Below are 13,489 nucleotides of genomic sequence, written 5' to 3'. Positions count from 1 at the left end.
TTAAACCTCCCAGCGATTTTATAATTTTAAATAGCCGTTTCTTTCCATAGTATGAAATATGGTATTTCAATTACTTAGTGGCCATGCCTCAACTGAAGTCTTATACCTATGCTCTATCTCCAAGCCACATATTCTGGGTTAGGTGCTGGAATTTTTGCATCTATGCTGTTTATCCATTTAACTAACCTCTCATGCATTTCCAAAGCTATTTCAGGAAGCTTGTTAGCCAAATTTACTTTTTCACTAATATCTTCTTCTAAGTTATAGAGTTCAAGCCTATTATCTTCGAAAAACATAATTAGCTTATAGTTGCCCATTCTTATAGAACAGCTCGGACTTCCGCCTTGGTTTCCGTAATGAGGATAATGCCAAAATATCGGGCCTCTCTCAAAGGTTTCATCGCCCTTAAGTAAAGGCGTGAAGCTGATACCATCTGTATGCTGCTCTGGAACTAGTGGAAGTTCTGCAATTTCTAGTATTGTAGGATAAAAGTCTGGAGATGAAACAGGCTCTTTGCAAATGCTCCCTGGAGCTATTACTCCTGGCCACTTTACTAATAGCGGTTCACGAACTCCACCTTCATACATCCATCCCTTCCCCTCACTTAACGGCGCATTACAGGTTGGTGAACCTTCAGCAGTAGCTAGTCCACCATTATCGGATGTAAAGAAAATTACAGTATTATCAGCCTGTCCTGTTTCTTCCAGCACCTTCATTAATCTTCCTACATTCCAGTCAAGATTATAAATCATAGCAGCATATTCCGGATCCGATTGCACAATTCTCCTTTGAACCCTTAAATTCTTCTTATGATAGCATGGAAACAGCTCCTCTTCCTTCATGTCTTTCACTTTGTCAAGGCCTAAAATTTTTGCTTTTTCTTTAAATCGATTTACATCTTCTTCTTTTGCTTGTATCGGTGTATGCACTGTATAATGCCATAAGTTAAGGAAAAATGGCTTATCATCATTATTATTAATAAAATTTATAGCTTCATCCGTCAATCTATCCGTTAAATATTCTCCCTGGTTACCCTCACTAAGTGTTTCAATATGGTAAGGGCTGAAGTATCCACTAGCTGGGTGACCAATATGGCAGCCTCCTATATTTACCTCAAAGCCATGTTTATCAGGATAATATTTGTTGGTTCCTAGGTGCCACTTGCCCACATGCCAGGTATGGTATCCTCCCTCTTTTAAGGATTGTGCCAAGCTTTTTTCTTCAAGAGGCAGATATTTCACATATGGTGCATCAATAAGCTTTCCTCTCGTATGAGCGCCAATCCAATCGGTTACCCCTACTCTAGCAGGGTATTTACCACTCATTATACTAGCCCTTGTTGGAGAGCAAACCGGGCAGGCTGCATAAGCCTCTGTAAAAATCATGCCTTCTTTTGCCAGCTTGTCAATATTAGGTGTTTCATAGAACTCACTGCCATAGCAGCTTAGATCTTTCCAGCCCATATCATCTATTAAAATAAACACTATATTAGGACGTCTGTTTAGGTTATTCATTACCTTCCTCCTATTTCTTTTACCACATAACTTATTGTACTAAGCCTCGCTAATTAACTATATTAATCCATGTCCCCTTAATAGTCCTTGCAAAAATACTACTTTCCATTGCTCTATCCCCTTAGTCAATTTAATATAGCTGCTCTAGTCGGTAAGCAGGTAGATGTAGCTGAATAAGCATTTTGAATAGATGACCATCTTCATTCTAAGTATCAAGATATGATGTTTCACCCACTGGATTGTCTATAACTCCAATATAATTTTCACGCATTTAATCAACCTCAGGTAAAATTACATTAAGTTTTTTCTTCTATTCTTAGTGATATAGACTAGCCAATAGGACTTGCTGAAACAATTCTATGATACAGGTTGCAGGATCCGAAACCTTGCTCTAAAGGCATATCTCCATGGTTGAAGAACAACCTTTCTTCTTCAAGTTCTTCAATATTGTCAATATCACCCTTTACATACTGATTAAGCCTATCTATTGCTGTATTTATCCTTGCTAAAGTTCCTCCATACCTAATGTCAATTACTTCCCATCCGAAAGGCTTACATGTGTATAACCACTGTTCTCTATGAGATAGTCTTAAGTCATTTATTTTGTTGTAAAGCTCTGGAAGTGTGTTTTGTGAAATATTTTGCAAGGCCTCAACGTCTTTCAAATCATAGAATTTTTTAATCTCCACTCCCAGAGTGCTTTTAATTTTCAATACAGAACATAGTTTTGCAGGCATATTAAAAACAAATCCCCATTCCTTGTTATCGTCAACATGTCTTAACATTATTTCTTCTGTATTAGAATAGTATTTCTTAAGATCAAGGCCTTCAACATGCTTATCAAACAAGCCTATTAATATATCCTGCCAGAGTAAATATTTTGACGGGTTTGCAATATCAGATTTTAATTCAGGCAGTGTGTCTATACATGATAAATCCATAAATGCATCATATTTTCCTTTAGTGCAGAATTCAAATCTTTCTCTTAATTTCTTCATGCTAATATCCTTTGAATATCCATGCTCTGCAAAAAGCTGCAGACCTAAAAGAGCTGTAAATACATTCGTTTCTGCTCCATTATCACCCCATAGAGTAGCAAATACTTTCTTTATTCCTTCCTTTTTACATGCGCTTAAGCCTGCATTTGTAGTAACAAAGGACTTATGATAATTTACTGCCATACCGTTCCAGGTCCATATTCCGCCAGCAAAAATGGTATTATCGCCCATAGTCTTATGTTTCTTTAAAAACTCTGTATAGATTATTTCTTCATTGTGATAATAATCCCAATATACTAAGTCCAAATTCTCTGGAATTTCATCAATTATTTCAGCAGGTATCTCTGAAGCTAAATCATAATATTCTCCCGCCTTTGATCCGAGCCTAAAGTACATATCGCTCCATATCATAGGCTCAAGGCCATACTTATCAGTTATTTCTTTTACCTTATTTATATGTCTGCTCATAATATCAAATCTTTTGCTATATCCATTTTTATCAAGATATCTTCCTAATCCAAGATTATGAGCTTCGTCCATGCCTAAGTGTATTTTTTTGCTTCTGAACTGAGCAGAAGCAGCTTTTATCATATCTTCAATAAATACGTACGTCTCCTCACAGCCTTCAAGTAAAATATCTGAAGTATCCCTAATGTTATTTGCATAACTCCACTTCAAAGCCTGCTCTAGATGCCCTAATGTCTGAATGCAGGGTACGATTTCTATTCCAAATATATCAGCATAATCATCACATTCTTTTAACTCATTAAAACTATATCTTCCACGCATATATCCAAAATATGGCTTGCCAGATATTTCATAGGTATCTTCCGTATAAAGCATCATCATGTCCAATCCCATTGTAGCCATATTCTCAAGCAGCTTTTTTATACTTTTTACCTTTAAGACTGCATTTCTTGAAACGTCAACCATAATTCCATTCATTTCAAATTGTGGCTCTTCTATAATGCAAAAATCCTCACCTTTTCTCATATGTTCTACAAACAAACCTAATGCTCTAAAAAAATGAATCTTTCGTTCCGCTTTTATATAGCCACGTCCTTCTTTAAAACCCACTTCAATACAACCACTACGCATTTCTACTATTACAGGTATACCCTTTTCAGAAACTTCAAAACATAGCTGTTTTCCTAATATTTCAATACCTCCATTAAGAGCATTAATGTCTCCGTTAAAATAAATATCCATAACCCACCTCATATATTTATAATAAAAAACTTCACTTTGTTTATAATGTTAATTTACTATAATATTTTTTCTAACCACTAGAGATTACAATTTTTATAAATTAATAATTATTCTAGCAATTCACAAAAAACCCCATAGACTTATTTCATAAATCTATGGAGCTTTTTTACATTTCAGGATAAGCTAGTTTATTCCCATTTCTTTTGCTTTCGCATTCACTTCTTCAATCATTTTATCAAGGCCTTTTCCTTTATAACCATTAAGCAAATCATTCCACATCTTATCTACTGGTTCTTTACCTAGCATAATCTTTAGAAGATCATCATGGTCCATCACAGTAAATTTATCTTTTGTAGGAGTTGATAAATATGTAAGCTCAATTTTATAATCTGGCACTTTAGTATTCTTAATTACCCAATCAATATAGTTTACAGCTTCTTGTCTTGTTTTTACATTTGCAATCTTTGGATTATCCATTTTGTAGGAATCTGAAGTTTCATATGCTACTAAATCTTTAAGGAGTCCTTTTGCAGGATACTTTGTATTTAAGTTTTCAGTTAATGGAATCTTTTTATCTCCTTCTACTTTGTAATCAACATCTTTTATACCATAAGTAAGAAGGTCTTTACCCTCAGGAGAAATAATATAATCGTATAGTCTCATTATTCTGTCAAGCTTTTTATCATCTACTTTGGAACTAATATAGCTTTCTGACCAGTATGTCTTAAATGCAGCATGGTATCTTTCACCACTTGAATTCTTAAGAGGTTTTAAAACCTTTACAGCTGTGTTAATATCTACACCTGGATAAGCTTTTTGCCATCTTTTTGCATCAATTTCATTATCCAAATTGATAAAGCCTCCTCCAGCTAGTAGTGCCGCAGACTTACCAGAAGCAAATTTGTCGTAAGCAACGGTTGGCTTGGTTAGCGCTATATCCGGGTCAACTATTCCATCATTATACATTTTTCTCATATTCTCTAGGGATGGCAATGTGCCTTTTGAAAATACTGCTGGAACATACTTACCATCTTCTTTAACCCACTTAAAGTCGCTTCCGCTTCCGTCACTTGTTGCAGCTGGATTGCTGTAAAGCCAGAATAGGCCTCCTATCATTTTAGTTGTACTTGAGGTAAGTCCAGTTATTTTCTTTCCTTCTGGGTCTTTTTCAACAATTGCTTTTAGCATTGCTTGAAATTCATCCCAAGTTTCAGGTTCTTTTGTTATCCCAGCCTTCTGTGCAAGGTCCCATCTATATATTACTGGTCTGTCAAGAACACTCCAGTCCACCGAAGGAAACATTCTTCTTGGAATAGCATAATACTTTCCATTTTCCTTCAACCCTTTTATATCAGGCGCTTCAAAATACTTTTGAAGGTTTGGATACTTGCTCATATCACTTGGAAGGGCCTTTACTATTCCTTGTGAAGTCCAGTTTCTGTAATACTGAGTTCCAATAGCATCTGTAGCAAATATATCTGGTAGCTGTCCTGAAGCAGCCCACATCTGAAGTTTTTGGGCGTAATCATCCCAGGTAACGTTTACAGGTTTTATTGTAATATTAAGTTTTTTAGTAATCTCTTGGAATATCTTATCTTCTGAAAACTTACTTGCAAAGTTCTCAATATCCCAAAACGCAACTGATATCTCAATTTTTTCTTTAAAAGGATCTTCTGATGAGCTTGTAGAAGACTCTTTTGTGCTTGCTGAATCAGTTGCTTTAGAGCTGCAGCCAGCTAGTACTCCAGAAAGTACCATAGCACTCATTGCAAGTGCAAGAAATTTTTTAATTCTTTGCATAAAAACTTCCCCCTAATTTTATAATTTTTATTTAAATACCATAATGCACATTTTAGCATGCATTATGGTTATTTACTATAATAGATGACTACTCGAGAATAAGTTAGCCTTTGATTGACCCAATAAGAATCCCCTTTGTAAAATGCTTTTGAAGAAAAGGATATAAAAGCAATATTGGCACAGAGGTTATAACAACAGCAGCCATTTGCAGACTAGGTGTATACACATTTTTTAGCATTTTGTCCTGAGCTTGATTTAAAGCAATATCACTTAACATAGAATTAAATGTTATTAAAACTTCCCTCAAATAAATTTGAAGAGGTGCCTTAGTAGATTCATTAATGAACATAAGTGCATTCCACCATTCGTTCCACCTTTCAACACCATAAAAAAGTGCAAAGGTTGCGATAAATGGAGCTGATATCGGAAGAATGATTTTTATCAATATATACATATCTCCAGCACCATCAATTTTAGCTGACTCCTCAAGACTAGCCGGAATAGTACTAAAATAATTTTTCATAATTATTAAATACATTGTATTTATCGCTGTTGGAATAATCATAACCATTATATTGTTAACAAGCTTAAGTTTACTTATTACCAAGTAATATGGTATTAGCCCTCCGCTGAAAAACATTGTAAATAAAATTCCTGTAAGTATGATATTTCTTCCAGGCATTTTCTTTTTGGAAAGAGCATACGCTCCGCTGACCGATATAACCATATTAACAGTAACCCCTACAACAGTTACAAATACAGAAACTAAAAGTGATCGGAAAAACTTTAAATCACCTAAAACTGCTTTATATGCCGATAGGTCAAAGGAAAGTGGCAATATATAAAGATTACTTTTTGTTATTACCTCAAATTTTGCAAAGGATAAAATCAATACATTGTAAAAAGGATATATGGTGATTATTGAAATAATCCCTAGAACTATATACACAACAATATCGAAAGTACTTATTTTTTTCTTAACAGCAAATTTATTTTCCATAATTAACTACCTCCTCACTAATTTTAATATAAGCCTTCCTCACCCATTTTTTTAACCGTAGTATTTGCAATAAATATTAAAATAAGGTTTATTATAGATTTAAGAAGACCTATTGATGTCATATAACCAAAATTAGCTCCGGTTGTAAAAGTAGTCCTATATACAAAGGTATCAATTGTATCAGCAACGGAATAAACAGGAGAACTATAAAGATTAAAAATCTGATCAAAACTTGAACCCATACTCATAAGATTTCCTACAGCTAGGATAAGCAGAATACCAACTGTGCCTCTAATTCCAGGCCACGTTATATGAATAATGCGTTGAAACCTGTTAGCTCCATCCATCTCAGCCGCTTCATAAAGTTCAGGATTAATACCAGTTAATGCTGCCAAGTAAATTATTGAGTCCCATCCTATCTCCTTCCAAATATGAGTCAAATATAACATGGGCCTAAAGGTTGAAGTATCGACTAACGGGGAGAAATTACTAAAACCTAAAGAAGTCATAATTTGATTAAAGGCACCGCTGGTGCTAAATATATTTGTAATTATACCAGAAAGTACAACCCATGAAATAAAATGAGGAAAGGTAAATACTGTCTGAAAAAACTTCTTTGCCTTATCTCTTGAAAACTCATTTAATACGATGGCAAGAACAATAGGCAGCGGAAAATGAAATAGCAATTTTCCAAAGCTTATTATCAAAGTATTTTTAAAGGCATTCCAGAAATCCACATCTGTAAGAAGTTGCCTAAAATTGTCAAGCCCAATCCAAGGACTTCCTAAAATTCCTTTACTGTAATCGAAGGATTTAAAAGCTAAAGTTACTCCATACATCGGCGTATATGCAAATACTATATACCAGATCACTACCGGAAGTACCATTAAGTAAAAATATTTGTAATTTGCTATTGTTTTTATTAGTCCGCCTTCGGGAGAATATCTCTCCTTTATGCCAGGCTGTCTTACTAAATTCTTCACTGTACCCACCGCCCTATAATTTTTGTAAAACCGTTTTATCTATATAGTAAACGTTTTTGTTCTTATGTGATAATTATAGAGTACTAGCCTTATAAGCTGTATGGATAAAATAGAGAATGTAATTGTATTTTTTTATGTTTCTTATTTTTTGATTTGCTATTAATTTAAAACTCTTCTAATTTCTTAATTTTGTCCATATGAAATCTTAGTCTTTTACATATTCAATCTGAAATTTTTAATAAGAATTGAAAAGGTCTACATCTGTTTATTGATTTATGATATAATTTCGTTATTCTTTAAAATCGTTAACAAGTATTAAATTTTCTATCTTAAATAAAATACTTTTTTGGAGATGATTCAATGTATAAAGTAGTAATTATAGATGATGAAAAGTGGATAATAGAGGGACTTAAAACTGGAGTTGACTGGAATAAATACGGTTTTGAAGTAGTTGGAGATGCTGAAAACGGTATTAAAGGTCTAGAAATCTTAGAAAGTTATAAGCCAGAACTTGTATTTACAGACATAAGAATGCCTGGATTTAATGGACTGGAGCTTATAAAAAAAGCAAAGGAAAAACTTCCTGACTCTTTGTTTGTTATTCTCAGTGGCTATGCAGAGTTTGCCTATGCACAAAAGGCTATAAGCTATGGTATATTCGATTATTGCCTTAAACCTTTTGAAATAGATGATATTACTGAATTATTGGACAGAGCTTCATTAAGACTAAGTTCTAAAAATAATACTCAAACCTATAATCCATTTATTCTTTATGAGGCTATATGTACTAAAGATATTGACAATATTAGAAGTATTCTGCTTACAAATGAAATTATTCCAGATAACAAAAGGTCAATTACGCCCTTAGTATCACTAGGTAAAAATGTATTGGAATTTGTAAATGGTACAAAACACATAAGTTTTAAAATAAATACTGATAAATATGGTTATCTTGTTTATGGACAATCCCCTCACAATATATCAGAGTGTCTTCTCACTAATCAAAAGGCTAATATTAAAAGCATTGGTTTAGGTTTTGCTGTTTCAGAGCTTTCTGAAATTGAAACCTCCCTTGAAACCGCTTCAATTGCCTCTTACGGCGTTTTTTTTAGCGGTAAGTTTGGAATTTATAAAAACAGTTCATTAGAAGAAGCTTATATGAATACTTTGCTATCGGATATTTCAGACTCACTTAAAAGAAAAGACAGGCTGCATTTTATAAATAGCATTGAAACTTTACGTATTGCTTTTCATGAAGGGTATTTTAATATTAAAACAGCCTATATATTCTTCAATTTAATCACCTATCTTTCTTGTAGCGATATTTTATCAAAACACTTGTCTATTTTTGATGATTACGAGGACTTGTACAAGCAGTTTAACGATGTTAATGCCATGATTGATTATCTTAAAGAAAATACGCTAACATATTTCTCGGACAAAAATAATGATAAATATTCACTTGTTGAACACGGAAAGATAAAAGAAATATTAAAGCACATAAATGAAAATCTAACAAAGGATATCTCTGTCACTACCCTAGCTTCAAAATTTTATATCAATCCAAATTATATGTGCAGCCTTTTTAAAAAGGAGGTAGGGGAAACTATTATTGAGTATATATCGAAGAGAAGAATAGATTATGCTTGTAAGCTTTTACATGAAACAGAACTTCCTATAAGCGATATAAGCGAAAAGTGTGGTTTTCATGATTATTTTTATTTTACCAAGGTGTTCAAAAAATTTAACCATACTACTCCTTCTATATACAGGAACAAGGCAAGAGGTATTGTATAATGAAAAGCTTTAAGAAACAAACTATTAAAGTTCAAATTGTCACTGCTTATCTTTTTATTATTGTATTAATACCTATAGTTATAAATTTATCCTACAAGCAGATAAATTCGCTAATGATTAAGCAAAACACTCAATATAATGCAGAGATTGCGTCTCTTCTTAAACAAAGAATTTCAAGCAACTCCATCAATATAAAAAAATTAATGCTATCTATTGGCTACGACAGTACTGTCCAAAGCTTTTTAATTGAAGAGGATAAATTGAAAACATATGAACTAGTTCAAAAGGTTGATAGTATTTTAAGCGTAGCCAAAAATACCTATGATGGAATACTGGACATTATTATTGTAAATTCTTCAGGTAAAGCTACATCAATCAGCGGAAATGTAAATACTGCTTATTCAATAAGAAATAGCTTAGGAGAAACCGGAGTTGTAGATTTTATTGGCTCAATGAGAATTGATAACTTTTCCTATACAGATACATTTGTATATGGAATGAATATACTATCTGGGGGACAGCCAAAGCCTGTTGGCCAAAAAATCGGTTTCATTACAATACTGTTAGATGTAAAATCTATAAACAGGGAAATTGAGAAGCTCCCTGGTCTCTCCTCCACGAATATCTACCTTATGGATAATAAAGGTAGATTATTGACTTCAAATAATTCTTCCAATCTTATCCTGGATGAAGATACTCTGACAAAACTGCAAAACAAGGATGAAGAGTCATTTATTTATAAGACTTTAGCTGGTAACTACGTAATGCAAATTTACAACATTCCAGAAATTGAGGGAAAGCTTATTACAGCAGTTCCAATTAAAGTCCTTACGAAAGATCTTGGTAAAATAAAATTCTTCAGCTCTATACTTGTTATTATTACCTTAGTAATTGTTTTTGCTCCATTCAGCTTTGTCATAATGAACATACTTACTCCCCTTAATAAACTGACAACATTTATGAAAAAGATTAAAAATCGCAATCTAAATTTACTGAAATCCAGGGTTAATCTCGAAGGGTATGCTGAAATAGAGGCTATATCTGATGAATTTAACAGTATGCTTAGTCAGTTAAATTCTCTAACAGATAATCTTGTTAACACAACTACAAAATTATATAAAACTGAGGTTGAAAAAAAGCAGGCTGAAATAGCCTATGTTCAAAGTCAGATAAACCCTCATTTTCTTTACAATACTCTTGACACTATAAAGGGTATAGCACTAGTAAAAGGAGTAAAGGAAGTATACGAAATGTCTGCAGCCCTGAGTGCAATATTTCGCTACAGCATAAAGGGGTCCGATGAGGTAATGCTTAAAGAAGAGCTTAAAATAATAGAATCTTATACTAAGATTCAGCAAATAAGATTTTCAGATAGAATTGCATTTGAAATAAGCTGTCCAGAGGATATCAAAACCCTAATTATTCCAAAGATGATTCTTCAGCCACTTGTTGAAAATGCTGTATATCATGGTCTTGAGCCTCTCATTGAAGGGGGAGTTCTCAAAATTACTGCGCAAAAAAATGAATTTGATTTACTGGAAATACATGTCGTGGATAACGGCTTAGGAATTTCTCTAGATTCCCTAGAAGAATTGCGCAATTTATTGCTTCGGGAAGAAGCTGCCTCCCTAAAGGCAACCAAAGAGCATATTGGATTAACAAATGTAAACAATAGGATTAAATTAAAGTATGGAAAACAATATGGGCTTACTATAAACAGTATTGAAGGAAAAGGGACCGAAATATTACTCAGCCTTCCAGTAGTTAAAACGACTTAAGCTATAACCATATTAAAACAAATCAGTGATAAGTAATCAAAATCTAATATACAAAAGCACTCATATCCGTACAATAAAATATTTCAATAAGCATCTAAGCTTCAAATATAAATGCTTACTATAAGCTATGGGCTGTGATGCTTATGATAATTACAGCATTATATAAACTAAATTAATACTTTACTTCCATTATTAGTAGGAATCACTAAAACAAGTAATCAAGATTTAATTCCCGAATCATCCTCACAATTTCTCTTGTACGGGTGCAGCCGAACTTTCGAAGCAGGCCCTTAATTTGTGTTTTCACAGTAATAGGCTCCACGCAGCGCAGTTTTGCAATTTCATTTACTTTTTTACCCTGAAGCAGCCAATGTATTAATTCACGCTCTGCCTTGGTTAGCTGCGAAACATTATTGATAAAAAACAGTAAGCTGCGCTCCGACCTGCGAAGCCTAGAGTATTCATGCATGATTTTTGCCTGAATATTTGCTTCCATTACAGGCTTACCCTTATATGCGCTGCGTACATGGTACAAAAGTTCTTCCTCACTACCGCCTTTTACAATATAGTCTACTGCTCCAGTATCCATTGCGGTAAAAATCATGTTTTCGGTTTCATGGGCAGTTAAAAAAATAATTTTTTGCTTTGGTTTACTCTCTAATATGATTTCAGCTGCTGTAATTCCAGCTCTTATATTTTCCATTTCTATATCCATAAGTATAATATCACAATCGTTTTCTTTGGCAAGCCTGATAATTTCATTTCCAGTTGCTGCAACCCCTACTACCTCCATGTCATCTTGAGCATTGATTAAATCACATAAATCCTCACTAAGCAGCTCAAAGTCCTCTGCAACCATTATTTTAATTTTTTCTGACATTGGAGTAACACCATCCTTTTGAAGTTAATTTGTTTTATTATATCGAGGTAACATAATATAGAAGTTCGTCCCTTTACCTTGTATACTCTCCATGCGAAGTACACCCAAATGGCTTTTTACAATCTGTCTAACGTAATAAAGCCCCATCCCCCAATTGTAGTTTGTATTTTTACTAGTGTAAAATGGGTCAAAAATTTTCTTCCTAGTATTTTTAGTCAGTCCAATTCCATTATCCTGCACTTTAATAACCGTATAAAGTCTTTCTTCATGAGTTGACAGCTCTACCCTGCCATCTGCTTCTCTGCCTGCCTCCAGCACTGCCTCCTGCGCATTTATCAACAAATTATATATTGCTTCGCTTAAATGTGTTTTATCCGCCAATACATATACCTTAGTTTTATTAGTAACTTCCACATTATAATCAGGATATTTTTGATTAAATCGCGCAATTGACATATTTATAATGTTATCTAACGCAACCGGTGTAAGAGAAATTGAATGAGACTTTATACTTCGATAAAGTTCCTCTATTCGCTCAAGCATATTTTCATTCATCTGATTAAACATATCTGTATATTTTTTCAGTGCTTCTAAATCCGGATTATCCTGTGAAAATACTTGATTAATTTTTTTATTAATTACACGTACAGAAAGAAGTTGGTTTTTGATACTGTGTACGAATACTGAAGCTCCCATACTGGCTGTATCAAATTTACGCTGTAGTTGTATATCTTCCTGATCTGCCCGAAAATTAACCTGTGTATACCCTACCAGATTGTAAAACCCTAGAATTACAAATAAAAGTACGGAAGCAGTAAGAAGACACCATCCGAAAAAAGATAAGGATGGGTTGGCATAGGAAATACCGCTGACCCATAAATACTCTGCGCCATATAATTGGTATACCTGAATAGGATCCTGTACGCTAAAAATTCCGTAAAGCAGTGCAAGGCTAATGTGAGAAAATAAAATATAACGGAATTGACGTGAAAAATATACCATGGTAATGCTTGCGTACTCTCTAATTAAAAGTCCTATAGCAAAGAGCAGATACAAGAAAATCCAGATGAGAGTTGCTGTCATCAAAATTCGCTGTAAGACAAATCTACCTCGCACCATTGTATAAAAGACTCTTGGGTAATATAATACCAATGATACAGCGGGAATAAACAGCAAAACTTGTACATGCTTAATATGACGTCTAATAAAGGGAACCATAGAATAATTGATAGCAAGGAGCAATAAAAAGGTTGGAAATAAATATCGTCCTATAGCAATTAAGTACCCAATTTTATCCAAAGTTATAACCATATATTGAATCCAATTTTTAATTTTTGGTGATAAAAAAAGAAATGCTTCTTGGGAGGCTCTCAAGCCGCCTATTTTGGCTGTATAGATTATAATACCTGAAAACATAAGAATTAAGCTTGTACAAAGACCTAAAAGAAGCATGGAGCTTCCATCTCTCTTTAAAATTACAAGAGCAATTGAAAACATTGCAAGAAAAGTTAATATCAATATAAGCACAGC

The 13,489-nt window shown here is 33.6% G+C and carries 9 protein-coding genes; 2 read left to right on the top strand and 7 right to left on the bottom strand.

Annotation, left to right across the window (positions count from 1 at the left end):
* Positions 1-113: 113 nt before the first annotated feature.
* The 5 genes from NBE98_RS16510 to NBE98_RS16490 form a co-directional block, all read right to left on the bottom strand.
* Complete coding sequence (locus NBE98_RS16510) at positions 114-1,514, bottom strand: sulfatase (protein WP_250816116.1); 1,401 nt, start codon at positions 1,512-1,514, stop codon at positions 114-116.
* A gap of 329 nt (positions 1,515-1,843) precedes the next feature.
* Positions 1,844-3,721 carry a beta-N-acetylhexosaminidase gene (locus NBE98_RS16505; protein WP_250816115.1) on the bottom strand — a complete coding sequence of 626 codons (1,878 nt, stop codon included), beginning with the start codon at positions 3,719-3,721 and terminating at the stop codon, positions 1,844-1,846.
* 183 nt (positions 3,722-3,904) lie between these two features.
* Positions 3,905-5,521, bottom strand: a complete 1,617-nt coding sequence (locus NBE98_RS16500; protein WP_250816114.1) for an extracellular solute-binding protein — start codon at positions 5,519-5,521, stop codon at positions 3,905-3,907.
* Between the two features lie 103 nt (positions 5,522-5,624).
* Positions 5,625-6,521: a carbohydrate ABC transporter permease gene (locus NBE98_RS16495; RefSeq protein WP_250816113.1), complete on the bottom strand. Its 897-nt coding sequence runs from the start codon at positions 6,519-6,521 to the stop codon at positions 5,625-5,627.
* A gap of 23 nt (positions 6,522-6,544) precedes the next feature.
* Entirely contained in the window at positions 6,545-7,504 is a 960-nt protein-coding gene (locus NBE98_RS16490; RefSeq protein ID WP_250816112.1) for an ABC transporter permease, read from the bottom strand.
* A 360-nt stretch (positions 7,505-7,864) separates the two neighbouring features.
* On the opposite strand from NBE98_RS16490, the gene NBE98_RS16485 reads away from it, so the two are divergent.
* Positions 7,865-9,301: a response regulator transcription factor gene (locus NBE98_RS16485; RefSeq protein WP_250816111.1), complete on the top strand. Its 1,437-nt coding sequence runs from the start codon at positions 7,865-7,867 to the stop codon at positions 9,299-9,301.
* The gene (locus tag NBE98_RS16480) at positions 9,301-11,079 is read left to right on the top strand and encodes a sensor histidine kinase (protein ID WP_250816110.1); all 1,779 of its coding nucleotides are present in this window, start codon (positions 9,301-9,303) and stop codon (positions 11,077-11,079) included. The genes NBE98_RS16485 and NBE98_RS16480 overlap by 1 nt, the downstream gene beginning before the upstream one ends.
* Positions 11,080-11,284: 205 nt before the next feature.
* Here the strand turns inward: NBE98_RS16480 and NBE98_RS16475 are convergent, their stop codons facing one another.
* Both NBE98_RS16475 and NBE98_RS16470 read right to left on the bottom strand, forming a co-directional pair.
* Positions 11,285-11,959 carry a response regulator transcription factor gene (locus NBE98_RS16475; protein WP_250816109.1) on the bottom strand — a complete coding sequence of 225 codons (675 nt, stop codon included), beginning with the start codon at positions 11,957-11,959 and terminating at the stop codon, positions 11,285-11,287.
* A gap of 24 nt (positions 11,960-11,983) precedes the next feature.
* Positions 11,984-13,486: a sensor histidine kinase gene (locus tag NBE98_RS16470; RefSeq protein WP_250816108.1), complete on the bottom strand. Its 1,503-nt coding sequence runs from the start codon at positions 13,484-13,486 to the stop codon at positions 11,984-11,986.
* Positions 13,487-13,489: the final 3 nt, after the last annotated feature.

This window comes from Clostridium swellfunianum (assembly GCF_023656515.1).
Classification (GTDB): Bacteria; Bacillota; Clostridia; order Clostridiales; family Clostridiaceae; genus Clostridium_AT; species Clostridium_AT swellfunianum.
This window is presented reverse-complemented; position numbering and strand designations above follow the sequence as displayed.

What these genes read in the sequence shown, in the direction of transcription:
- NBE98_RS16480 (WP_250816110.1), top strand. Translation starts at nt 9,301, where the DNA reads ATGAAAAGCTTTAAGAAACAAACTATTAAAGTTCAAATTGTCACTGCT.
- NBE98_RS16485 (WP_250816111.1), top strand. Translation starts at nt 7,865, where the DNA reads ATGTATAAAGTAGTAATTATAGATGATGAAAAGTGGATAATAGAGGGA.
- NBE98_RS16505 (WP_250816115.1), bottom strand. Translation starts at nt 3,721, where the DNA reads ATGGATATTTATTTTAACGGAGACATTAATGCTCTTAATGGAGGTATT.
- NBE98_RS16475 (WP_250816109.1), bottom strand. Translation starts at nt 11,959, where the DNA reads ATGTCAGAAAAAATTAAAATAATGGTTGCAGAGGACTTTGAGCTGCTT.
- NBE98_RS16495 (WP_250816113.1), bottom strand. Translation starts at nt 6,521, where the DNA reads ATGGAAAATAAATTTGCTGTTAAGAAAAAAATAAGTACTTTCGATATT.
- NBE98_RS16500 (WP_250816114.1), bottom strand. Translation starts at nt 5,521, where the DNA reads ATGCAAAGAATTAAAAAATTTCTTGCACTTGCAATGAGTGCTATGGTA.
- NBE98_RS16510 (WP_250816116.1), bottom strand. Translation starts at nt 1,514, where the DNA reads ATGAATAACCTAAACAGACGTCCTAATATAGTGTTTATTTTAATAGAT.